Raw genomic sequence first — 23,144 nt, 5'->3', positions numbered from 1 at the left:
TGAAAACCGCACAGGGCCCGCGCACCGGCCCGTCTCGAACGTCAGAACGAAAGTGCGGGCTTGTTCACCATCAGCCAGAACACGATGGCCATGGCCACGAAAGCCGGGTAGCCCAGCAGTTCCCAGTAGCGCTGGTAGCGCAGATACAGCGACGGCAGCGCGGTGCTCTCGCGATGCGCCTGCCCCGCCAGGGCCGCCATGCGGATCTGCAGCCACACCACCGGCAGCCAGCACGCGCCCGCGAACGCGAACAGCCCCAGCGACAACGCCAGCCACGGCGTCGACAGCGGCCAGCCCGCCAGGTGCGCCAGCGCGAAGCCGGTGACCGGCTGCAGGATCACCGTGGGCGTGGTGAACCACCAGTCCGCGCGCACCACCAGCCGGCTCACCACCGCCTGCGCCGGCACGCTGCCGCTGCGGTTGGCAAAGAACATGTAGAAGGCCGATCCCAACCCCGTGCCGACCATCAGCACGCTGGAGACGATGTGCAACCACTTGAGGACGAGGTAGGTGTTCATGGCGTGGCGCGTCGGTACAAGTGCCAGAGCAGCGCGGCAATGGGCAGGTTCTTGAGCAGCGGGCCGAGCGGGTGCAGCCACAGGCTCGGTTGCAGCACGGTCGCCACGAGCGTCATGGCGAGCATCAGGGCGAAGGCGGCCAGGTAGACGGTGCGGCCGGGTCGCAGCCACAGCGCCAGGCCGACCGCCAGATCGGCCGCCGCGCCGCCGACGATCAACGCCTGCACCAGCCATGGCGGCGAGGCGATGCCCGCGTCGGCCAGCACGCGCCGGCTCTGGCCGTCGAGTTCGACGATGCTGGCGACGGCGGTGAAGAGCCAGACCGCGACGAGGCTCAGGCGCAGCAGGCGGTCGTCGCCGTCGGCAACCGGGCGCGTCATGGCGTGGGCGCCCCTTCGTCGATCACATCCGTCACCATGCCCCAGCGCGCGAACTCGGGGTCGAACTCGGGCAGCGTGAGCAGGCCGGCGCAGGCGTGCGCGCCCGCCGGCAACGCCTCGCCGCGCGCGAGCCGCCGCGCCAGCAGGATGGCGGCCATGCAGGGAATCTCGGGGCCGTGGTTGTCGTCCGCCGCGATGTGCCAGGCGCGGCGCGCGATGGCGCCGTGTGCATCGGTGCCTTCGACGCGCACCACCATGCCGCCCAGCGCGGTGCCGAACGCATCGAACACGCCGCCCGTCGCGTGCAGTAGCGGCGCCAGCTTCTGCGGTGCGCGCAGCAGGCCTGCGCGGCGCAGGAAGGCCAGGAAGGCGAAGGCGTGCTGGGTCAGGCCGACTTCGAGTGCGGCGCGGAACATGACCGACTGCACGCCGGCGTAGCGCGCGGGAAAGAGCTCGAGGTCGGGGATGTCGCACAAGGCGCCGCGGCGCGGCTTCATGCGCGCGAACTGCACCTTCGCGGGATGCGCCCAGCCGGGCTGCTCGGTCCACCGGCCGCCGTGCCAGACGCGGATCGGCGCGCCGCAGTAGGCGAGCACGCCCGCGAGCGTGGCTTCGCCGCGCGGTGCGCCTTGTGCCGGCGCGATGCAGATGTCGATGCTGCGGATGCCTTGCCAGCCGGCGGCAAGGTGGTCGACCACTGCCGACGACAGCGCGGGCACGGTGCTGGCGCCGGTCACGGCGGTGCGGCCTGCGCTGCGGAAGGCGGCGTCCATCGCGGCGGGAAAGTCGCAGACGAAGCGCCGGCCGTCGGCCAGGTCGATGTAGTGCGCGCCGGCGGCTGCCACGGCCTGCGGCACGCGGTAGTCCTGGCCCTGGAACGGGCCGGCGGTGTGGATGACGAGGTCGACACCCAGGAAGCCCAGGCCCTGCGTGAGATCGGGCGACTGCGCATCGACGCGCACACCGCGTGCGCTGCCGCCCAGCGATTGCGCAAAGGCCGTGGCCCGTTCGAGGTCGCGCCCGCCGACCCACAATTCGATGCCCGGGTCCTGCGCCAGCGCGCGGCTGATGCGCGCACCGAAGTTGCCGTAGCCGCCGAGCACCAGCGTCTTCATGCGAGGTTCGCTCCGGCGATGTGGCCGCGTGTGAAGGCTTCCTCGAAGATCGAATAGCCCGACCAGTCCGCGTGCGCGAACGACAGCCGGCCCGCGGCCACGCGGTCGCCGTGCGCGCCGATCTGCGCGAGCAGCCCGGGTCGCGGGATCGACATGGCGTGTCCGTAGCGCGTGATCTCGACGCGCGTGGCGAGCGCGGGCAGGTCGGGGTGCGGCACCGACAGCTCGGCCAGCAGCTCGTCGCGCCATGCGGTCCACGGACGCTCGAGCAGCAGCTGGCGGCCGTCGCCGGTGTCGTAGCCGCTCGGGCCCAGCGGGCGGTACCAGCTGAGCACGGTGCCGCGCGGCGTGGGGTCGAGCGTCTGGTGGCGCGCATCGACATACCCAAGGCCGCGCGTGCCGTAGATCACGTTGTCCCAGCTCGGCGCGGCGCCGATGCGGTCGGCCAGCGGGCCGCGCAGGTGCACGTTGGCGACCAGCCAGGGGGCGTAGCGCACGTGCGCGGCGGCGCTGGTCAGCAGCGCCGGCGGGTTCTCGACCACGCGCGCGGCGATGAAGACGGGCAGCGCGACGATGCAGCGTTCGGCCTGCCAGCGCACCATCGATTTCGAGGCGGCGTCCCACGCATCGACCTCGACGCCGGCGCGCCCTTCGGCGATGCGGGTGACGACCTGGCCGGTGTGGAGGCGCTGGCCCAGCGGCGCGGCCAGCTGCTTCGTGAGCCAGCCGTTGCCTTCGGGCCAGGTGAGCACGCCGTCGCGATCGGGGTTGGTGTCATTGACGCTGCCGCTCGCGTCGCCGGGCGCATGAAAGCCGTGCCGGCTTGCGAAGTAGTGGATGCCGGCCCAGGCCGACACCTGTGCGATGCCGGCGCCGTAATCGTCGCGGCAGCAGTAGTCGAGGTACCAGCGCAGGTGGGCATCGTCGAAGCCTTCGCGGTCGAGCCAGCCCGCGAAGGGCACGGCGTCGAGCGCGAGCAGCTCGGGCGTGACGGCGAAGCGCAGCGTGGGAATGGCGAAGTGTGCGGCGTGCTGCAGGGCGTCGATGCGCTGTGCGAAGCGGCGGTACTGCGCGTGCGTGCCATCGCCCACGTCGTGCACGGGCAGCAACCCGTCCTGCCATTCGCCACGGAAGAAGAGGCGTTCCTGCGGGCTGTGGCAGAGGTGGCGCTCGTCGTAGGTCCACCGGCCCGCGACGCGGCGGCGCAGGCCGAGTTCCTCGAGCAGGTCCTGCACCTCGTGCGCGTCGTCGCCGGGCGTGGGCAGGTAGTGCGCGCCGAGCGGGCAGGCGATGCCGCCGACCACGCCGCCGCGCGCGTTGCCGCCGGGGGTGTCCTCAAGTTCGAGCAGCGCGAAGTCGTCGATGCCCGCGAGGCGCAGCGCACGCGCGGCCGCCAGGCCGGCGACGCCGCCGCCGGCGATGACGACGCGGGTGCGCCTGACGGTGGCCGGGGCCTGCGACCTGAGCGTGCCGTCGCGCATCGCGTGGCCGCGCGCGACATCGATGCCGGTGAAGCCGCCTTCGATGACCGGCGGTGGCGCCTCGCAGCCGGCCAGCGCCAGGGCGCCTGCACCGGCAGCGACGCCAAGAAAGCCACGGCGCCTCATGGCACACGGTTCCTTCGTGGAACACCGCGGAACCGGCTTCGCCGGGCCGCAGGTGTTGCCCCCGGCAGGGGGTTGGCGAAGCGACACGAAGTGCGCGCAGCCTGGGGGCGAGCCATATCAGTGCGCCATGACCTTGCCCCACTCCTGTTCGTAGGTGGTGACGAGGGTCTGGTTCGACAGACGATTCACTTCGGTCGGCACGCGCGCCATGTCGAGCGGAAAGTCGAACATCAGGGGCAGCGTCGCCGGCGTGAGAAAGCGCATGCCGCCCGGCAGAGCGTCGGGCAGCCGGTAGGGCCGGTGGCTGGCGATGATGTAGCCCCATTCGCCGAAGCTGGGCACGTGCGCGTGGTACGGCGTGGCCTTCAGGCCGACCGACTCGATGGTGCTTGCCACGGTCCAGTAGCTCTTGCGCGCCACCAGCGGCGAGGTGGTCTGGATCACGGCGTAGCCGCTGGCCGACAGGCGCCGGTCGAGCAGCGCGTAGAAGCTGTTGGTGTAGAGCTTGCCGATGGCGAAGTTGGTGGGATCGGGAAAGTCGACCACGATGACGTCGAAGGTGTCGCCCTCCTGCTGCAGCCACTGGAACGCGTCGGTGTTCACGACCTTCACCTTCGGCGACGAGAGCGCGTGCCCGTTGAGCGCGGCCAGCGTCTCGTGCGTGGTGAAGAGCTGCGTCATGTTCGGATCGAGCTCCACCAGCGTGACCGATTCGACCGAGGGGTACTTGAGGATCTCGCGCACCGCCATGCCGTCGCCGCCGCCGAGCACGGCGACTTTCTTGGGCGCGCCGTGCGCCGCCATCGCGGGGTGCACCAGCGCCTCGTGGTAGCGGTACTCGTCGCGCTCGGCGAACTGCAGGTTGCCGTTCAGGAACAGCCTGTGGCCCAGCGCGCCGCGCGTGACCACGATGCGCTGGTAGGGCGAGCTGGCGCTGAAGACGATGCGGTCCTGGTAGAACTTGTCTTCCGCCAGCGTGGTGATGTGGTCGGCGCCCCAGAAGGCGCCGATGAGCGCGCCCAGCGTCAGGAAGCAGGCCACCGCGTGCGCGCCGGCGCGGCGCAGTTCATGGCGGAACAGCCACAGCGCCCACACGGCCACCGCGGCGTTCATCACGCCGAACAGCAGGCCGGTGCGGATCATGCCCAGCTGCGGCACGAGGATCAGCGGGAACGCGACCGACACGGCAAGCGCGCCCAGGTAGTCGAAGGTCAGCACCTGCGACACGAGGTCCTTGAGCACGATGTTGCGCTTGAGGATGCGCATCACCAGCGGGATCTCGAGCCCCACCAGCGTGCCCACCACCACGACGAGGCCGTACAGCAGCAGCCGGAACGCGCCCGGCACGTAGGCGTTGGCCAGGAACAGGATCGCCGGCAGCGCGCCGCCGATCAGCGCCACGAGCAGCTCGATGCGAAGGAAGTGCGCCGGCAGCTGCCGGTCGAAATAGCGCGAGAGCCACGAGCCGACGCCCATGGCGAACAGGTAGGTGCCGATGATGGTGCTGAACTGCAGCACCGAGTCGCCGAGCAGGTAGGAGCTCAGCGCGGCCGCGCTCAGTTCGTAGACGAGGCCGCAGGCCGCGACGACGAACACGCTGGCGAGCAGCGCGATCTCGACGGGTTGCGGCCCCCGCGCATCCGGGGTGCGCGCGGGCAGGGCCGCGTCGCTCAATGGATTGCTGCGGCCACGATGACGCTGATGCCGAGGCACATGGCGGCCACGACGAGCGCCAGCGCCCTGTTCTGCTTCTCGACGATCTCGCCCCACAGGTCATAGGGGGTGATCTTGTCGATGATCAAGAAGCAGATCCAGAAGACCACCACGCCGATCAGCGCATACACGAGCGATCCGAGGACCACGCCCGGTTTCAGCCATTCAATTCCCATGGGGACCTCCAGTCGTAGCAATAAAGAGAGAAACAAGAGAGCGCCTGCGCGCGATCTTCGTCATTTGTGGCCGCCGCCGCTCGAGTAGCCGCCGTACGAACCGCCCGAGCTGCGGTACCCGCTCGAGGAGCCGCCGCTGCAGTTGCTCATCATGATCAGCACGAAGAGGATGACCACGATGACGAGGATGATCGTGCCGCAGCCCATGCCCGACGCGGCGCTCACGGGCAGCGCGTCGCCGCGCGAGAACAGGTCCTTCTTGGCGTCGAGCTTGAAGGCCGTGGCCACCGCGCCGCTGTCGATCTTGCTGCCCGAGGACCAGGTCAGCTCGTTGGCCGAGCGCTCCATCGAGAGCAGTGCGCCGCCGCTGGCGAAGTCGCGGTTGAAGGTCTTCTGCCCGCGCTCGACCTGCCAGTAGAACTCGCCAGCCACGTAGGTGGTCTCGGCGTTGTAGGCGTACTGCTGCTGGTAGCGCTTGTTGAGGTAGGTGGCGGTGGTGCCGTTCTCGGCCATCACGGGCGCGCCGGTGGTCGGCTTGACCATGCTCCAGCCGTCTTCGGCATCGACCAGGAAGCTGAAGCCGCGCTTCTTGTTGTACAGCAGGTACTCGTCCCAGCCGAACTGCTCGTCGTCGCCGGGCTCCTGGCCCATGCGGTGCTGGAAGCCCACCACCTGCCACTGCGCGCCCTGCAGCTGGCCCATGCTGCCCAAAGCGATGAGCGGGCGCACCGGCTCGTTCTGCTCGGCGTGCTTGAGCTCGCCGCCGATGCCTTGCGACAGGTCGATGATGCTGTTGCACGAGCCGCAGGTGATGCTCTTGCTGTCGGCCAGGTTGACCGTGACCGGCGAGCCGCAGTTGGGGCAGTTGAAGCTGCGGCCCTTTTCGTCCTTCGCCGATTCGTCGCGCAGGCCGGTGAGCTGCAGGTCGTCCAGCTGCACCGAGCGGCCGAGGTACGCGGTGGGCGGGGCGGTGCCGTAGTCGATGCTGAGCACCAGCCCCTTGTCGTTGCGCAGCTCGACCATCGCGAACGCTTGGCCGAGCTCGGGCAGGTGCGGCAGTTCGCCCTGCGCGGAGGTCAGCGCCACCTGTTCGTTGGAGGCGACGGTGTAGCTCTGGCCGGCGAAGGCGGTGGTGGCGCCCACGCGCAGGTCGGTCGGCGGCGGCGCGGCGCGCTGCAGGTCGAAGGGCAGCGCAAAGACGTAGGCGCCGTTGTCCTCGCTGAGGACGCCGGTGCGGTCGCCGTCGAGCGCGGCGATCCACTCGGTCCAGCGCCCGCCGGGGTAGGTGTACTGCAGCCGGCCGATCAGCGTGAAGGGCTTGTCCTGGATGCGGCCGGCGGCGAACAGCTGCAGCGGGCTGAAGTCATCGAACAGCTCGGCCATCTTGCCGGTGCGCGCGAGCGTGTCGCCCTGGCGCACGACGGTGCTCTGGCAGTACGGGCAGACCGCGTGCGTCGATTGCGCCGAGCGGAATTCGACCGGCGCGCCGCAGCCGGGGCAGGGCGCGCGGTAGTAGCGTTGGGAGCCGGTTTCCTCAGCCATGGCGCACCGGGTGCGATGGCGCGGCCGGCCACGAATGATTCAAGCCAAAAAGGCCTCTGACGCCCGCTGGGCGGGCGTCAGTCGCTATCGAAAACATTGCGACGAATCAGACGAGCTTTTTCAGCAGTTCGGCCTTCTTGGCGTCGAACTCTTCCTGCGTGAGGATGCCTTTGGCCTTGAGTTCGCCGAGCTTCTCGAGCGTGGTCATCACGTCGGCGGCGCTCACCACGGCCACGGCCGGCTGCTGCGTCGTGGCCGCAGCCTGGGCCGCGGCGTTCGGGCTCAGGCCCTGCGCGAGGTTCTGCGCCAGCACCTGGCCGAGCGCCACGCCGGCGCCCAGGCCCATCGCGTCACCCGCGATGCCGCCGCCACCGGCCGCCCCTTCGGCGAACTTGGGGATGGCCTGCGCCGTCTGGTACTGCATGAACTTGCCCATGTCGTTGCCGACCATGCCCATGCCGATCTTCTGGTCGAGGATCTTCTGCAGCTCTTCAGGCAGCGAGACGTTCTGGACCGTGATGTTCTCGAGCTTGATGCCGATCTTTTCGAACTCGGGCACCAGCTGGGTGGCCAGCGCGGTCGCGAACTGGATCTGGTTGGCCGCCAGGTCCAGGAAGGGCAGGCCGCTGGAGGCGATGGCGTTGCTGATGTTCTGCAGCACCAGGCCGCGCAGCTGGCCGTCGAGGTCGGCCACGGAGTAGATGTCGCGCGTGCCGGAGATTTCGGTGTGGAACAGCTTCGGATCGCCGATGCGGAAGCTGTAGTTGCCGAAGGCGCGCAGGCGCACGGCGCCGAAGTCCTTGTCGCGGATCGTGATCGGCTGGGGCGTGCCCCACTTCTGGTCGACCTGCTGGCGGGTGCTGAAGAAATAGACGTCGCTCTTGAAGGGGGATTCGAAGAGCTTGTCCCAGTTCTTCAGGTACGTGAGCACGGGCAGCGTCTGCGTCGTGAGCTTGTACATGCCGGGGCCGAACACGTCGGCCACCTGGCCTTCGTTGACGAACACCGCCATCTGCGACTCGCGCACGGTGAGCGAGGCACCGTTCTGGATTTCCATCTCGGCCATCGGGAAACGCCAGGCCAGCGTGCCATCGCCGGACTCGGTCCACTGGATGATGTCGATGAACTGTTTCTTGATGAAATCCATCAGGGCCATGGTCGTTCCTCTCGAGATGTTGTCGGTTTGTGTCCCAGCCACACATATTGCCACAGGGCCTTGACGGTGCCCCGTGCTTTTGGTCATGCCTGCCACCGGCCATGCGGCGTAGGGCGGAATGGACCGAGGTCTACAATCGGCGCCCCCAGAAGAAGCGCCACCAGGAGCAACGGCACATGTCCGATTCGACCGCATCGTCCCCTTCGACCCCCACCCCGGAAGACAAGCGCGCCCTGCTGCGCCGTGCCGCCCTCGAGTACCACGAGTTTCCCGTCCCCGGCAAGATCGCCATCGCGGCGACCAAGCAGATGGTCAACCAGCGCGACCTGTCGCTGGCCTACTCGCCCGGCGTGGCCGCGCCCTGCGAGGAAATCGTCAAGGACCCGGCCAACGCCTTCAAGTACACCTCGCGCGGCAACCTCGTGGGTGTCATTTCCAACGGCACCGCCGTGCTGGGCCTGGGCGACATCGGCCCGCTGGCCTCCAAGCCGGTGATGGAAGGCAAGGGCGTTCTCTTCAAGAAATTCGCCGGCGTCGACGTGTTCGACATCGAGATCGACGAGAAGGACCCGGTCAAGCTGGTCGAGATCATCGCCTCGCTGGAGCCCACCTTCGGCGCCATCAACCTGGAAGACATCAAGGCCCCGGACTGCTTCTACGTCGAGCGCGAGCTGCGCAAGCGCATGAAGATCCCGGTGTTCCACGACGACCAGCACGGCACGGCCATCACCGTGGCGGCCGCCATGCTGAACGGCCTGAAGGTGGCCGGCAAGAACATCGCCGAAGTGAAGCTGGTCACCTCGGGCGCGGGCGCCGCGGCGCTGGCCTGCCTGAACCTGCTGCTCAAGGTGGGCCTGAAGCGCGAAAACGTGTTCGTCACCGACCTGGCCGGCGTGGTCTACGAAGGCCGCGAAGAGCTGATGGACGACGACAAGCGCCAGTACATGCAAAAGACCGACATGCGCAAGCTGTCGGAAGTGATCGCTGGCGCCGACGTGTTCCTCGGCCTGTCGGCCGGCGGCGTGCTCAAGCCGGAAATGGTCGCCAAGATGGCGCCCAAACCGGTGATCTTCGCGCTGGCCAACCCGAATCCCGAGATCGCGCCCGAGGACGCCCATGCGGTGCGTAACGACGTGATCATGGCCACGGGCCGCACCGACTACCCGAACCAGGTCAACAACGTCCTGTGCTTCCCGTACATCTTCCGCGGCGCGCTCGATTCGGGCGCGACCACCATCACCGACGAGATGGAGATTGCCGCGGTGCACGCCATCGCCGAGTTGGCCCAGGCCGAGCAGAGCGAACGCGTCGCGGCTGCCTACGCCGGTGAAAAGCTGAGCTTCGGCCCCGAATACCTGATTCCGAAGCCCTTCGACCCGCGCCTGATGATGAAGATCGCGCCGGCCGTGGCCAAGGCGGCCGAGGAAAGCGGCGTGGCGCTGCGTCCGATTAAGGACATGGACGCCTACCGCGACAAGCTGCAGAGCTTTGTCTACGCCTCGGGCACCACCATGAAGCCGATCTTCGACGCCGCCAAGCGCGCACCGAAGAAGCGCGTGGCCTACTGCGAAGGCGAAGAAGAGCGCGTGCTGCGCGCCGCGCAGATCGTGGTGGACGAAGGCCTGGCGCGCCCGACGCTCATCGGCCGTCCGGCCATCATCGCCCAGCGCATCGAGAAATTCGGCCTGCGCCTGAAGGAAGAGCTCGACTACGACGTGGTCAACGTCGAGCAGGACCACCGCTATCGCGACTTCTGGCAGACCTACCACCGCATGACCGAGCGCAAGGGCCAGACGGTGCAGACCGCCAAGATCGAGATGCGCCGGCGCCTCACGCTGATCGGCGCGATGCTGCTGCACAAGGGCGAGGTCGACGGCATGATCTGCGGCACCTGGGGCACCACGCTGATCCACCTGCACTACATCGACCAGGTGATCGGCAAGCGCCCCGGCGGCTGCGCCAGCACCCCGCAGGACGTGCCCGTGTACGCCTGCATGAACGGCTTGCTGCTGCCCGACCGCCAGGTGTTCCTGGTCGACACGCACGTCAACTACGACCCGACGCCCGAAGAGCTGGCCGAGATCACGACCATGGCGGCCGAGGAAATGATGCGTTTCGGCCTCAAGCCGAAGGCCGCGCTGCTGTCGCACTCCAACTTCGGCACCAGCAACGAGCCCAGCGCCGTCAAGATGCGCAAGACGCTCGACCTACTGCGCGTACAGGCGCCCTGGCTCGAGGTGGACGGCGAAATGCACGGCGACGTGGCCCTGGACAGCAAGCAGCGCGCGGTCGTCATGCCGCACAGCGCGCTCGCGGGCGACGCCAACCTGCTGGTGTTCCCCAACATCGACGCTGCCAACATTTCTTACAACCTGCTCAAGACCGCGGCCGGCGGCAACATCGCCATCGGCCCGGTTCTGCTCGGCGCGGCCAAACCTGTGCACATTCTCACGGCGAGCGCGACTGTTCGCCGCATCGTGAACATGACAGCCTTGACAGTGGCCGACGCAAACGCCGAGAGATAGGCCATTTGGCGAGAGTGGACGCCAACTTAAGGCGTCGCTTTCCGCCCCCGCGACTGCTCAAACTTTGGGCAGTCGCTTGCTATTTTCGCCAGCGTGGTGCACACTCGCGGGCTTGAATTTGCGGGTTAACCCCGAGGTTGAGCGCAATTCAAACCCCCCGCTCTTTTCTTGTGGTGCCCCATGGCGGCTTACGCCTCGATCACGTCCTCTGTCACTAAGTTTGCGCTCACCAGCTTGATGCTGGTGGCTCTGACGACGGGGGCCGAGGCCCGCGGATGGTTCGGCGCCGACAAAACGTCCTCCGAGGCATCGATTGCCCTGACCGATCTGCCGGTCCAGGGCCAGCGAACCTACCAGGCCATCCTTGACGGTGGCCCCTTCCGGTACGACAAAGACGGCACGGTATTCGGCAATCGCGAACGCATCCTGCCAGCGGCACGCCGCGGGCATTACCGCGAATACACGGTGCCAACGCCCGGCGCGCGCAACCGCGGTGCCCGGCGAATCGTTTGCGGTGGCGAGCAGCGCACGGCGCCCGAAGCCTGCTGGTACACGGCGGACCACTATGCGAGTTTCAGACGGATTGCGCCATGAGCGATGACAACGACCTGAGCGGCGCCCCGAAGCGCCCCGACGAGATGATGATGACTATGGAAAGACCAGCGGATATGACCTTATCCCTTCGAGCCGTACGCCCGAACATCGTGCAATCGATCCGCGCGTTCCGCGTGAACGACCTGCAGGATGCCGCCAACGCGGCCGGCCAGCACTTCCTGTACGCCAACCTGGGCAACGCCCAGACCAAGCAGGACGTGCTCGACCTGATTGCCCAGCAGTTCACCTTCCCGGCGCACTTCGGCAAGAACTTCGACGCGCTGTACGACTGCATGACCGACCCGTTGCATAAATCGGGCCCGCAGCCTGGTTTCGTCATCGTGCTCGAGCAGATCCCGGCCAACGCCAAGTTCGACAAGGAAGCGCGCGAGCAACTGCTCGACATCTTCCGCGACGCTTCGGACTACTGGGGCGATCGCAAGGTCCCGTTCCGCTGCTTCTATTCTTTTCTGTAGCCCGTTCTGCATCCACCAGCCAAGCAGAACGGGCGAACGAGGCTCAGCCGACCGCTGAAACCCTCGATGGCATCGAAGTCAACACCACCGCCACGGCAGCCGCCGCGGCCACGCCGGCCGCCAGCACCGAGCCGGCCGGCGAGAAAATGCCGACGGACAAGCTCGTCGACGTGTCGCCCCTGGCGCTGCGCATGAGCAGCCCCTTCAACGCGGGGTACTGGCTGGCCGCCGCTTAACAGCAACGCTCACCGCCACAAAAAAGCCCGTCATCGACGGGCTTTTTTCATGCGGGAACGGCCTGGGCCAGTGCAACGTATTCGGCCACCGGCACCTCCTCGGCCCGGCGCTGGATGTCGAATTCGCCGGTGAAGCCGTGCTCCCCCAGCCATTTGCCCAGCGTGTGCCGCAGGATCTTGCGGCGCTGGCTGAAGGCGACCTGCACGATCTCGCCAAGCCGCGCCGCATCGACCGCCGGCGGCTGCGCGAGCGGCACCATCCGCACCACGGCGCTGTCCACGCGCGGCGGCGGATCGAAGCTCTCGGGCGGCACGAACAGGACGTTCTCCATGTCGTAGCGCCACTGCAGCATCACGCTCAGGCGGCTGTAGTCCGAGGTGGCGGGCCGGGCCACCATGCGGTCGATCACTTCCTTTTGCAGCATGAAGTGCTGGTCGGCGATCAGGTGGGCATAGCCCAGCAGGTGGAACAGGATCGGCGTGGAGATGTTGTAGGGCAGGTTGCCCACCACGCGCAGCGGTTTCGGTTCGGCCTTGGCCGCGAGTTCGGCGAAGTCGACCTTGAGCACGTCCGACTCGATGACATCCAGCTGCGGATGTTCGCGCAGCCGCTTGGCCAGGTCGCGGTCGAGCTCGATGACCGTCAGGCGGCCGAGCCGCTCGACCAGCGGCTGCGTGAGCGCCGCCAACCCCGGCCCGATCTCGACCATCGCATCGCCGGGCTGCGGCGCGATCGCCTGCACGATCCCGTCGATGATCCCGCCGTCGGACAAAAAGTGCTGTCCGAACCGCTTTCTTGCAATGTGCTGTGCCATCGCGGCCTAGAGCGCTGCCGCGGCCATCAGGACTGCGGCGTCTCGCGGTATTCGACGTAGGCGCGCGCGCGCACTTCCTGCACCCAGGTGGCGAAGGCTTCTTCGACGCGCTGTTCGCGCAGCGCGGCACGTGCGGCTTCGCGCTGCTCCGACTGGCTCAGCTTGGCTTCGCGGCGGCCGACCACCTGGATCAGGTGGACGCCGAAGCGCGACACCACGGGGTCGCTGATCTGGCCCGGCGTGAGCCGGTCCATGGCTTCCTCGAACTCGGGCACGAACTGGCCGGGGCGCGACCAGCCGAGGTCGCCGCCTTCCTTGGCGCTCGCGTCCTGCGAGTTGTCGCGCGCCAGGCCGGCGAAATCGGCGGTGCCGGCCTGCACGCGGCGCTTGAATTCCTGCAGCTGGGCCACCGCCTGCGCGGTCGTGCGCTTGGGGTCGTTCAGCAACAGGATGTGGCGCACCTGGGTCTGGGTGATGGACGCATCCGACGAGCCCACCTGTGCCTTGGTCAGCACCTTGAGCACGTGGAAGCCGGCGCCCGAGCGCACAGGCCCGGCGATGCCGTTCACCGCGGTCGATTGCGTGGCCTCGACGAACACCGGCGGGTAGCGGTCGGCGCTGCGCAGGCCGAGCGCGCCGCCGTTGGCACGGTCGGGCGAGTCGGAGTTCTCGCGCACCAGCTTGGCGAAGTCTTCGCCGCTGCGCGCGCGCTGTGCAAGGTCGGTGGCCTTCTTCTGCGCGGTCGCGACCTGCGCCTCGGTGGCGTTCTCGGGCACGGCCACCAGCAGCTGGGCGATGTTGAGGTTGAGCAGGGCGTTGTTCTTGACGGCGCTTTCGCGCTGTTCGCGCAGGTACTCGTCGGCCTCGATGTCGCTGATCTTGACCTTGGACTCGACCTCGCGGTCGCGCAGGCGCGTGAGCAGCAACTGGTCGCGCAGGTCGTTGCGGAATTCGCGCGGCGAGATGCCCTCGGCCGCCACGCGGCTGCGCAGCTCGGTGAGGCTGATCTCGTTCTGGCGGGCCACGGTCTGCTCGGCCTGGTCGATCGCCACGTCGTCGACCTTGATGCCGTTTTCCTTCGCCAGCTGCAGCTGCGCGCGCTCAGTGATCAGGCGCTCCAGCACGAGGCGCGTGAGTTCGGCGCGCGGCACGCGCTCGGCGTCCGGGTTCTCGCGGATCAGGCGCGTGACACGCGACTGCACCTCGGTGTTGGTGATCGGCTCGGAGTTGACCAGCGCCACGATGTACTCGGCCGCGCGCTGCACCGGCGCCGCCGCGGGACCGGCAGGGCGCGCCGCCGGCGGCACGATCCGGGGACCGGCACGCATGATGTCCGTGATGCCGCTGCCGGAACGAAAGCCCTGTGCGCCAGCCGTTGCGGCGATGGCCGCAAGGCAACCCAGGGTGATGAGGGAACGGATGTGTTTCATGGCGTGGACGGTCGTCGTTTCAGTCGTAATTGGTGAAGCGGCTCGGGGCTTCGGTCGGTTGACGCAGCGGCTGGTAGCGCTGGATGTTCTGTCGCAGCGCCTGCATCGGGCTCGAGCCGATGCTGGAGAAACCGACGAATTCGAGCTGGAACATGATGCGGGTGTTGGCCGTCACCTGGCCGGTGGTGATGCGCTGCAGCACCACACGGCTGATCCAGCAGCAGCCGTCGTACTCGACCCCGAGCACGCCGTCCGTGAGCTTCTTGTCCTGCAGGCTGTAGTTCAAGCGACCCACGGCGTACCAGCGTCCACCGCCTTCGCCCTTGCCCGGCCCGAGGTCCTTGCCCTTGTCGCCCCACAGGTCGTTGAGCGGCCATTGCCAGCCGAAGTCGATCGACTTGTTGCCGTCGGTGGCCGTGGGCGTGCTCGGCGCCTGGTAGCGGAAGGCGGCGCTGAGGTTGCGGTACGGGCCCGGGTTGTAGCGCGCGCTGATCGCGCTGCGCGTGGAACGGCGCGAATCGGGGTTGTACTGGAGCAGCGTGTCCAGGCTCCACTTGGGCGTCCAGTTGATCTGGGCGCCCAGCAGCAGGTCGCTGGTGCGGTCGGTGACCGGCGCGACGCCCGGCAGCGTGACTTTCTGGTCGGCAAAGCGGAAGCGCTGCGCGATGCCGAAGCGTACGGCTTCGACGCCGGTGCCCGGATCGATCAGGCGGGACGTGACGCCCAGCGTGAGCGCGTTGGTGTCCGAGATGCGGTCGGCGCCCGAGAAGGCGTTCTCGGTGTAGATGGTCGCGAAGCTGAAGTCGTTGGCGGCCGAATCGTAGTTCGGCAGCATGCTCTGGTTGCGGTACGGCGTGTACACGTAGTACGCGCGCGGCTCCAGCGTCTGGCGGAAGGCGCGACCGAAGTAGCTGGCGTCGCGCTCGAAGACCAAGCCGCTGTCGAGGCTGAAGGTCGGCACGACGCGGTTCGACGAGGTCGGGAAGAAGTACAGCTGGCTCGGGTTGTACGGCATCCCGTTCACGTAGTCGATGCCGTTGACCGACACCTTCGGAATGGACGACTGCGGCAGGTAGTAGTTGTACGAGGTCGCGTGCAGCTGCAGCTTGGGGATGACGAAGGAACTCGGCGTAAGGAACGGCCGGCTGATCGCCGCCTGCGCGAACACGCGGTCGCCGTCGGGCTGCGACTGCTGATTGAGGTCGAAGCCGGGCTGGCCGGCCAGGATGCTGTTGACGCGAAAGCGCGAGTAGTCGGTGTTCAGCGAAACGTCGAAGCCGTGCCAGTCGTACTTGGCGTAGTTGGCCGTGATCTGCGGCACGCGGTCGTACGAGGGCACGACCGGCGACAGGTTGTATTGCAGCGTCTGGTAGCGCAGGGCGCGCACGGCGCCGCTCCAGTCGCCCTTGGACCAGTTCAGCGAGCCTTCGTTCGGCAGCTGCCGCTGCGCGAGCGTCGGCGTGCGTGTGAAGTCGCGCCAGTAGTCGTTGTCGCTGACGCGGTTGATGTTGAGGCTGGCGGACAGCGAGTCCAGGCCCAGCGCCTTGGCATCGAAGTCGTGGCGATGGTTGAGCCACAGGCCCCAGCGCTTGCTGCTGTCGGGCGGCTTGCCGAAGTTCAGGTCCTTGAGCGCGATCTCGCCGTTGTTCAGCTTCTGCAGCTGCTCGGCGCGCGCCTCGTTGTAGCGCTGGCCCACGAGGCGGTCGCTGCCCATCAGGTCCAGGCGGATGCTGCCGCTGTAGTCCTTCTCGAGGTAGCGGAATTCGCTGGCCAGGTTGAGCCCGCGCTTGCTCATCAGCGTGGGCGTGAAGGTGGCGTCGCGGTTGGGCGCGATGTTCCAGTAGTAGGGCTGCGCGACCTCGAAGCCGTTGGTGTTGTCCAGCCCGATGGTGGGCGGCAGCAGACCGCTCTTGCGCTCGTTCGACAGCGGGAAGGTCACGCGCGGGATCGGCGGCGTCGTGATGCCCATGAAGCTCATGCGCGCATCGATGGCGACGCCTTCGTTTTCCTCGGTGTCGGTGGTCAGCGTGGCGGCGGTCAGCAGCCAGGCCGGCATCCAGCCGGGGAAGTCCTCGCGGCGGCAGGTGGTGTAGCTGGCGCGCCGCGCGATCGAGACGTTGGAGTCGACGAAGTCGATGCGCTCGGCCTCGCCGTGGCCGCCGGTCGCGAGGAAGCGGTAGCGCACGTTGTTGAAGAAACCCTCGAAGGTCTCGAGCTTGAGTTCCAGCTCCGGACCTTCGTACACGTTGCCGGCCTGGTTGACCCGCACGTTGCCGGTGGCCTTGGCGCGGTCGTCCGGCTGGTAGTACTCGAGGCGGTCGGCCGTGATGGCGACCGGGCCGCGGCGCAGCGTGGCGTTGCCCTCGACCACAGTCTCGAGGTCGGGGCGACCGGAAATGCGGTCGCCGGTGACGAGGCTGGGCAGCTGGCTGCGTTGCACGGGCGTCAGCGTCTCGGTGAGCAGCGGCGTGCGCTTCAGCGTGAGCGGTCCCTCAAGCACACCGGCTTGCTGGGCAAAGGCGCCATGCGCGTGCAGCAGCGCCAGCGACAGCACGGCCAGTGGCAGCGGCGGGCTCGAACGTCGCAAGGCAGCGCGTGGGGTCGTAGGCATCGATTCGGAACGAAAAATCGTCGGGACGGCGCGGCAAGCCGGCGGGTTGCGGGGTCCGGCAGCCACCCCGCCCGGTCGGATCGACCTCGAGCAGGGGTGCCGCGCCAGGCGGATTTGTAGAATTGATTATCCATGACAGCACCTTCGACCCCGGCGTCCACGACCCCACACCCCGCCCAGGCCATTCTCTGGACAGATCCGCAGCGGGCCGAAGCGTTCCGGGGCTGGCTGGCCGGCATTGCCGACGCCCGGCAACTGCGCCCGGACACCGTCCGGCTGGCGTCGGCCGACGCGAGCTTTCGCCGCTACTTCCGCCTCGACACCACCGACGGCCGCACGCGCATCGTGATGGATGCGCCGCCCGACAAGGAAAACAGCGCCCCCTTCGTGCAGGTGGCACAGCTGATGGCCGAAGCCGGCGTGACGGCGCCGCAGGTGCTCGAATGGGACCGCGACCACGGCTTCCTGCTGCTCGACGACCTGGGCCGCCAGACCATGCTCGACGTGATCGATCCGGCCCGCCCGGACGCCAACCGGCCGCTCTACGACCTGGCCATCGACGCGCTGATCCGCTGGCAGCTCGCCTCCAAGCCCGGCGTGCTGCCGCCCTATGACCGGGCCCTGCTCGAGCGTGAACTGGCGCTCTTTCCCGAGTGGTACATCGGCAAGCACCGCGGCGTGGCCGTGGAAGGCCAGCTGAAAGAGCGCCTGGACCGCGCCTTCGCGCTGATCGTCGAGAACAACCTCGCGTCGCCGAGCGTCTACGTGCACCGCGACTTCATGCCGCGCAACCTGATGGTGGGCGACGATGCCGGCCAGCCGCTGGGCGTGCTCGACTTCCAGGACGCCGTCTACGGCCCGATCACCTACGACATCGCCAGCCTGATGCGCGACGCCTTCCTCAGTTGGGACGAGGAGTTCGTGCTCGACATCACCATCCGCTACTGGACCGCCGCGCGCAAGGCCGGGCTGCCGGTCGACCAGGACTTCGGCGCCTTCTATCGCGCGGTCGAATGGATGGGTCTGCAGCGCCACCTCAAGGTGGCCGGCATCTTCGCGCGCCTCACGCTGCGCGACGGCAAGCCGCGCTACCTGGCCGACACACCTCGCTTCATCGCTTACATCCGCGCCACCGCCAGCCGCTACATCGAACTGAAGCCGCTGCTGCGCGTGATCGACGAGGTCGAGGGCACCACGGCCGTCACCGGCTTCGCCTACGGCCGAGTCTGAAGAGAAACTGAAAAAAGCCAAAAAAGAAAATCGCTGTAGCGCCCGTACCACGGGCGCCATCAGCTCCTGATCTCATCGCATGCCCCGTTTTCACTGCTCCGTGCCGCTGACCGCCGGCGCCAGCCTGGCGCTGCCGCCGGGCGCCGCGCGCCATGTGCAGGTGCTGCGCATGCAGCCCGGCGACACGCTCACCCTGTTCGACGGCGCGGGCGGCGAGTACAGCGCGACGGTCGAACGCATGGGCCGCAGCGAGGTCGCCGTGACGGTGGGTACCCACACGTCCATCGAACGCGAAGCGGCTCGCGCCGTGCACCTGGCGGTCGGCATGCCGGCCAACGAGCGCATGGACTGGCTGGTCGAGAAAGCCACCGAACTCGGCGTGACCAGCATCCAGCCGCTGGCCACGGCGCACGGCGTGCTGCGCCTGTCGGGCGAGCGCGCCGAGAAGAAACGGGCGCACTGGGAAGCCATCGCCGTCGCGGCCTGCGAACAGTGCGGTCGCAACCGCGTGCCGGTGATCCATCCGGTGCAGTCCTTCGCGGGCTGGCTCGGCGGCGCTACCGCCACGGATACGACAACGACGCGCTTGGTGCTGAGCCTGGCCGAGGGCACGCGCGCCGTCACTGCCGTGGCCGCAGAGACACCCACCGCGCAACCGGCGCTCGTGCTGAGCGGTCCCGAAGGCGGCCTCAGCGCCACCGAGGAACAGGACGCCATCGCGCGCGGCTTCGCACCGGCCACGCTCGGCGCGCGGGTGCTGCGCGCCGAAACCGCGGCGCTCGCGGCGCTGGTGTCGCTCGTCGGCGCCTGAGCGGTTCGGGGGGTGTTTTCCGCGAGGCGCACACCGGGCGCCTGCGGAACAATGGCCGCTTCGTTTTTCCTTGTTCAATCCGCCTCCCGGAAGGACCGCTCCCCCCATGCCTCGTTCATCCCGCGCGTTTCGTCTCGCCCCCCTTGTCCTGGCCGCGCTGTGCGCCATGCCCGCCGTTCACGCCCAAAGCCAGGCCGTTGCGCCCACACCGGCGCAGGTCAGCCCCGCGGTCGACCAGGCCTACACCCAGCTCATGGCCTCGCCCGCGATCCGCAAGCTGCTGGAATCGGTCAAGTCCGACCACGAACGCACGGTCGAGGAGCTGAAGACGCTGACCGAGATCGAAGCGCCGCCCTTCAAGGAACAGAAGCGCGCCGAAGCCTTCCTGGCACGCCTGAAGGCACTCGGCCTGCCCGACGCGAAGATCGACGCCGAAGGCAACGTGATCGGCCTGCGCAAGGGCACGGGCAACGGCCCCAAGCTGCTGATCTCCGCGCACCTCGATACGGTCTTTCCGGCCGGCACCGACGTCAAGGTGAAGGAGCGCGACGGCAAGCTCTTCGCGCCCGGCATCGGTGACGACACGCGCGGCCTGTCGGTGCTGCTGTCATGGCTCAAGGTGCTCAACGACAACAAGATCCAAACCGTGGGCGACCTGATGATCGTTGCCAACGTCGGCGAGGAAGAGCTGGGCAACCTGCGCGGCATGAAGGCCATCTTCCGCGACCACCTGGACATCGACGGCATGGTCGGCCTGGAGCCCTCGCCGGACGGCCACGTGCTGGTGCTCGGCACCGCGAGCCACCGCTACGAAGTCACCTTCAAGGGCCCGGGCGGCCACAGCTTCGGCGCCTTCGGGCAGGTGCCCAGCGCGATCCACGGCATGGGCCGCGCGATCGCCAAGATCGCCGACGTGCGCACGCCGAGTTTCCCCAAGACCACCTTCACCGTCGGCACCGTCGGCGGCGGCACCTCGGTGAACACCATCGCGCCCGATGCGCGCATGGCCATCGACATCCGCTCGGACGACATGGCCTCGCTGCTCGAGACCGAGAAGAAGATCCTCGCCACGCTCGACGAGGCCGTGGCGGAAGAGAACAAGCGCTGGAACGTGAGCAGCCTGAGCGTGAGCACCAAGCTGATCGGCGACCGCCCGGGCGGCCGCACGCCGCCCGACTCGGTGATCGTCGAGGCCGCCACGCGTTCCAACAGTGCTTTCGGCCACAAGACGCTGCTGCGCGGCGGCAGCACGGATGCGAACGTTCCCATTTCGCTGGGCATCCCGGCCATCATCATCGGCGGCGGCGGCAAGTCGGGCGGATTCCACTCGCTGGGCGAGTCGATTGACGTGACAGATGCATGGAAAGGCGCGCAGAATTCGCTCGTCACCGTGCTCGGCCTGGTCGGTGTGCAGGGCGTCAGTCCCGCGCTCCTGCCGAAACGCGCAGCACGCAGCAAGTAATTTGTCACGTTGCCAGTTCGAAAGTGGCCGCGCCACTTTCGGCAAGCGGGTCGCCACATTGGAAAATGTGAGCGTTTCTGTCACACACCAAGGAATGGTCATGGGGTTGCTCGATTCGGTACTCGGTCAGGTGCTAGGAGGCGCTGCACAGCAGCAGCAACCGCAAGGCGGTGGCCTCGGGGGATTGGGAGATCTCGGAAGCCTCGCCGGCGCCCTGGGCGGCCTGCTTGCCAACAACGGCGGGCAGGGCGGCCTCGGCGGCATGGTCTCGAAATTCGAGCAGGCGGGCATGGGCGACGTGATCGGCTCGTGGATCGGCAACGGTGAAAACAAGCCGGTGTCGGGCGATCAGCTGCAGAACGCGCTGGGCGGCGACACGATCGCCGCCATCGCCTCCAAACTCGGCATCAACGCACAAATGCTGCTGCCGATGCTGGCCACCATGCTGCCGGCCCTCATCAACCAGCTCACACCGCAGGGCAAGGTGCCCGAGCAAGGCCTCGGCAACCAGGACGACCTGCTGGGCTCGCTCAGCGGTCTGCTGCAAGGCAACAAGCCGACCTGACCTGCCACCCGGCGAATTTCATTCTCAGAATTCCGGCGCCCGCGAGGGCGCTTTTTTTTGGCCGGCGCCTTGCCTTCGCCGCCCAATCGCGTAGAACCGCGCCCCATGAATCGCAATCTGTGGCTCCTGGCCATCTGCCAGGGCCTGCTCCTGACCAACAACGTCACCTTCATCGCCATCAACGGTCTCGTGGGCCTGGGCATCGCGCCGCAGGGCTGGATGGCCACGCTGCCGGTGATGGGCTACGTGGTGGGCGGCGCGCTGAGCACGGGGCTGGTGGCGCGCACGCAGCAGCGCTTCGGCCGTCGCGGTTCGTTCCAGATCGGGCTGGCGGTGGCGGTCGGCTCGGCGCTGCTGTGCGCCTACGCGGCGTCCTCGAAGAACTTCTGGCTGCTGTGCTTCGCCACCGTGGTCGCCGGCTACTACAACGCCAACGCCGGGCTCTACCGTTTCGCGGCAGCCGAGCTGGCACTGCCGGCCTGGCGCGAGAAGGCCGTGTCGATGGTGATGGCCGGCGGCCTGATCGGCGCGGTGGCGGGGCCGAACCTGGCGACCCTCACGCGCGAAGCGCTTTCCGTGCCCTTCGCCGGCGCCTACATCGCGCTGGCGGCGGTGGCACTGCTCTCGATGGCGGTGATGCATTTCATCGAATTCCCGCCCTCGCCGACCCGCAAGGAAGCGGGCGGCGGCCGGCCGCTGGGCGAGATCATGCGCCAGCCCGTGTTCATCGTGTCGGCCGCCGCGGGCGCGCTGAGCTACGGCGTGATGAACCTGCTGATGGCCGCCACGCCCATCGCGATGCAAATCTGCAGCCTGCCGTTTTCCGACGCGGCGCTGGTGCTCGAATGGCACGTGATCGGCATGTTCGCGCCGGGCTTCTTCACCGGCCACCTGATCCGCCGCTTCGGCGCGCTGCCGGTGATGGGGGTGGGGCTGGCGCTCAACCTCGGCTGCATCGTGGTGGCGCTGTCGGGCGTGGACCTGCACCACTTCCTGGTGGCGCTGTTCCTGCTGGGCGTGGGCTGGAATTTCCTGTTCACCGGCAGCACGACGCTGTCGCTCACCGCCTACACGGCCGAGGAGCGCGACCGGGCCCAGGGCGCGCTCAACTTCTGCGTGTTCGCGACGCTGGCGCTGACCTCGTTCGCCTCGGGCGTGCTCGTGACCACGCAGGGCTGGCAGCTGTTGAACTACGGCTCGCTGGTGCCGGTGGCCCTGACCGGCGCCGCGCTGCTCTGGCTCGCGCAGACGCAACGCCGGCGCGCGCCGGTGGCCAAGGCCTGAGCCTCAGGCCACGCGCGCAGGGACAGCCGCCGCCGGAAACCGCCGGTCGAGCCAACGCTGCAGCGTGTCGAACACGGGCTCCGCATCGAGTTCGTTGAAGAGCTCGTGGTACAGCGCGTCGAAGCACTTCGCCTCGACGTTGCCGCTGGGCGCCGCAGCGGCCGCGAAGGCACGGCTGGCCGCCGGCCGCACGAGCCGGTCGTCGCCCGCGTAGATCAGCAGCGTGGGCACCGGCCAGCGCGCCGCGTGCTGCTGCACCGTGGCACCTTCGTAGGCGAGAAAACGCGCCAGCCGGCTGCCGATGCGGTCGTGCGTGAGCGGATCGTCGCGGTAGGCCTGCACCACCACCGGGTCGTGCGAGAGGTAGTTGTCGTCGAGCCCGTTGCCCACGCGCAGGTTGGGCGCGATGCGCGGCAGCACCGCCAGCAGCATCTTCTGGAAGCCGTTCAGCCCCGGGTCGAGCCCCGGCGACGACAGCACCAGCGCATCGACCGGCCGCACGCCGCGCGCCACCAGGCTCGCGGCGACCAGGCCGCCCAGGCTGTGGCCCAGCAGCACCAGCGGCACGCCGGGGTTCTCGCGGCGCGCGTCGTCGATCACCAGCGCCAAGTCGTCGACCAGACGCAGCTCGCCGGGCAGGCCGCCGCGCGCGCCGGTGGATTCGCCGTGCCCGTGATGGTCGTGCGCCCAGACCGCGAAGCCCCAGGCATGCAGTTGCTTGGCGAGGCCGTGATAGCGCCCCGCATGCTCGCCCAGCCCGTGCACCACGACCACCACGGCGCGGGGCGTGCCCGCGGCGGGCAGCCGCCGCAGCGCCAGCGTCTCGCCGTCCGGCGTGGACAGCGACACGCGGTGCGGCAAGGGCAGCGTGTCGCTCATGGGTGCACCCTTGGCGCTG

The 23,144-nt window shown here is 68.4% G+C and carries 20 protein-coding genes; 8 read left to right on the top strand and 12 right to left on the bottom strand.

Annotated features, from left to right (window positions below):
- Positions 1-41 precede the first annotated feature (41 nt).
- The 8 genes from AC1RLW_RS21165 to AC1RLW_RS21130 form a co-directional block, all read right to left on the bottom strand.
- Positions 42-518: a DUF2269 family protein gene (locus AC1RLW_RS21165; RefSeq protein WP_159274204.1), complete on the bottom strand. Its 477-nt coding sequence runs from the start codon at positions 516-518 to the stop codon at positions 42-44.
- Entirely contained in the window at positions 515-898 is a 384-nt protein-coding gene (locus AC1RLW_RS21160) for a DoxX-like family protein (protein WP_493194907.1), read from the bottom strand. The genes AC1RLW_RS21165 and AC1RLW_RS21160 overlap by 4 nt, the downstream gene beginning before the upstream one ends.
- Positions 895-2,013 (bottom strand): saccharopine dehydrogenase family protein, encoded by a 1,119-nt coding sequence (locus AC1RLW_RS21155; RefSeq protein WP_493194905.1) that lies wholly within the window; start codon positions 2,011-2,013, stop codon positions 895-897. Before AC1RLW_RS21155 ends, AC1RLW_RS21160 begins: the two co-directional genes overlap by 4 nt.
- Positions 2,010-3,620: an FAD-dependent oxidoreductase gene (locus AC1RLW_RS21150; RefSeq protein ID WP_493194904.1), complete on the bottom strand. Its 1,611-nt coding sequence runs from the start codon at positions 3,618-3,620 to the stop codon at positions 2,010-2,012. The genes AC1RLW_RS21155 and AC1RLW_RS21150 overlap by 4 nt, the downstream gene beginning before the upstream one ends.
- 117 nt (positions 3,621-3,737) lie before the next feature.
- The gene (locus AC1RLW_RS21145) at positions 3,738-5,294 is read right to left on the bottom strand and encodes a polyamine aminopropyltransferase (protein WP_493194903.1); all 1,557 of its coding nucleotides are present in this window, start codon (positions 5,292-5,294) and stop codon (positions 3,738-3,740) included.
- Positions 5,291-5,509, bottom strand: a complete 219-nt coding sequence (locus AC1RLW_RS21140) for a DUF350 domain-containing protein (RefSeq protein WP_062473571.1) — start codon at positions 5,507-5,509, stop codon at positions 5,291-5,293. The genes AC1RLW_RS21145 and AC1RLW_RS21140 overlap by 4 nt, the downstream gene beginning before the upstream one ends.
- A 60-nt stretch (positions 5,510-5,569) precedes the next feature.
- Positions 5,570-7,051: a DUF4178 domain-containing protein gene (locus AC1RLW_RS21135; protein ID WP_493194902.1), complete on the bottom strand. Its 1,482-nt coding sequence runs from the start codon at positions 7,049-7,051 to the stop codon at positions 5,570-5,572.
- 106 nt (positions 7,052-7,157) lie between these two features.
- Complete coding sequence (locus AC1RLW_RS21130) at positions 7,158-8,207, bottom strand: SPFH domain-containing protein (RefSeq protein ID WP_493194901.1); 1,050 nt, start codon at positions 8,205-8,207, stop codon at positions 7,158-7,160.
- Positions 8,208-8,383: 176 nt separating this feature from the next.
- Between AC1RLW_RS21130 and AC1RLW_RS21125 the strand changes: the two genes are divergently transcribed.
- The 3 genes from AC1RLW_RS21125 to AC1RLW_RS21115 all read left to right on the top strand — a co-directional run bounded on the left by AC1RLW_RS21125 (position 8,384) and on the right by AC1RLW_RS21115 (position 11,802).
- The gene (locus AC1RLW_RS21125) at positions 8,384-10,732 is read left to right on the top strand and encodes an NADP-dependent malic enzyme (protein ID WP_095948384.1); all 2,349 of its coding nucleotides are present in this window, start codon (positions 8,384-8,386) and stop codon (positions 10,730-10,732) included.
- A 180-nt stretch (positions 10,733-10,912) separates the two neighbouring features.
- Positions 10,913-11,326 carry a guanyl-specific ribonuclease gene (locus tag AC1RLW_RS21120; RefSeq protein WP_056574987.1) on the top strand — a complete coding sequence of 138 codons (414 nt, stop codon included), beginning with the start codon at positions 10,913-10,915 and terminating at the stop codon, positions 11,324-11,326.
- A 50-nt stretch (positions 11,327-11,376) separates the two neighbouring features.
- Positions 11,377-11,802 (top strand): barstar family protein, encoded by a 426-nt coding sequence (locus AC1RLW_RS21115; protein ID WP_095747788.1) that lies wholly within the window; start codon positions 11,377-11,379, stop codon positions 11,800-11,802.
- 283 nt (positions 11,803-12,085) lie between these two features.
- On the opposite strand, the gene rsmA is transcribed toward AC1RLW_RS21115, so the two are convergent.
- From rsmA to AC1RLW_RS21100, 3 genes are read right to left on the bottom strand one after another with little or no spacing between them, the layout of a single operon-like run.
- On the bottom strand, positions 12,086-12,853 hold the full coding sequence (gene rsmA, locus AC1RLW_RS21110) for a 16S rRNA (adenine(1518)-N(6)/adenine(1519)-N(6))-dimethyltransferase RsmA (protein WP_493194899.1): 768 nt from the start codon (positions 12,851-12,853) through the stop codon (positions 12,086-12,088).
- Between the two features lie 26 nt (positions 12,854-12,879).
- The gene (locus tag AC1RLW_RS21105; RefSeq protein ID WP_070063345.1) at positions 12,880-14,283 is read right to left on the bottom strand and encodes a peptidylprolyl isomerase; all 1,404 of its coding nucleotides are present in this window, start codon (positions 14,281-14,283) and stop codon (positions 12,880-12,882) included.
- A gap of 19 nt (positions 14,284-14,302) precedes the next feature.
- Complete coding sequence (locus AC1RLW_RS21100; RefSeq protein ID WP_493194897.1) at positions 14,303-16,894, bottom strand: LPS-assembly protein LptD; 2,592 nt, start codon at positions 16,892-16,894, stop codon at positions 14,303-14,305.
- Positions 16,895-17,026: 132 nt separating this feature from the next.
- On the opposite strand from AC1RLW_RS21100, the gene AC1RLW_RS21095 reads away from it, so the two are divergent.
- The 5 genes from AC1RLW_RS21095 (at position 17,027) to AC1RLW_RS21075 (ending at position 22,246) form a co-directional block, all read left to right on the top strand.
- The gene (locus AC1RLW_RS21095; protein WP_493194895.1) at positions 17,027-18,124 is read left to right on the top strand and encodes an aminoglycoside phosphotransferase family protein; all 1,098 of its coding nucleotides are present in this window, start codon (positions 17,027-17,029) and stop codon (positions 18,122-18,124) included.
- A 79-nt stretch (positions 18,125-18,203) separates the two neighbouring features.
- Positions 18,204-18,935: a 16S rRNA (uracil(1498)-N(3))-methyltransferase gene (locus tag AC1RLW_RS21090; RefSeq protein ID WP_493194894.1), complete on the top strand. Its 732-nt coding sequence runs from the start codon at positions 18,204-18,206 to the stop codon at positions 18,933-18,935.
- A gap of 106 nt (positions 18,936-19,041) precedes the next feature.
- Positions 19,042-20,397 carry a M20/M25/M40 family metallo-hydrolase gene (locus AC1RLW_RS21085; protein WP_493194893.1) on the top strand — a complete coding sequence of 452 codons (1,356 nt, stop codon included), beginning with the start codon at positions 19,042-19,044 and terminating at the stop codon, positions 20,395-20,397.
- A gap of 100 nt (positions 20,398-20,497) precedes the next feature.
- Positions 20,498-20,962, top strand: coding sequence for a YidB family protein (locus AC1RLW_RS21080; protein ID WP_095948391.1), 465 nt, complete (start codon positions 20,498-20,500; stop codon positions 20,960-20,962).
- A 105-nt stretch (positions 20,963-21,067) separates the two neighbouring features.
- Entirely contained in the window at positions 21,068-22,246 is a 1,179-nt protein-coding gene (locus AC1RLW_RS21075; protein WP_369630730.1) for an MFS transporter, read from the top strand.
- 3 nt (positions 22,247-22,249) lie between these two features.
- On the opposite strand, the gene AC1RLW_RS21070 is transcribed toward AC1RLW_RS21075, so the two are convergent.
- Positions 22,250-23,125: an alpha/beta hydrolase gene (locus AC1RLW_RS21070; RefSeq protein WP_493194890.1), complete on the bottom strand. Its 876-nt coding sequence runs from the start codon at positions 23,123-23,125 to the stop codon at positions 22,250-22,252.
- Positions 23,126-23,144 lie beyond the last annotated feature (19 nt).

This window comes from Variovorax sp. GW822-FHT04A09 (genome assembly GCF_058801005.1).
Note: the sequence above shows the minus strand (reverse complement) of the source record. Positions and strands in the feature narration are given on the sequence as shown.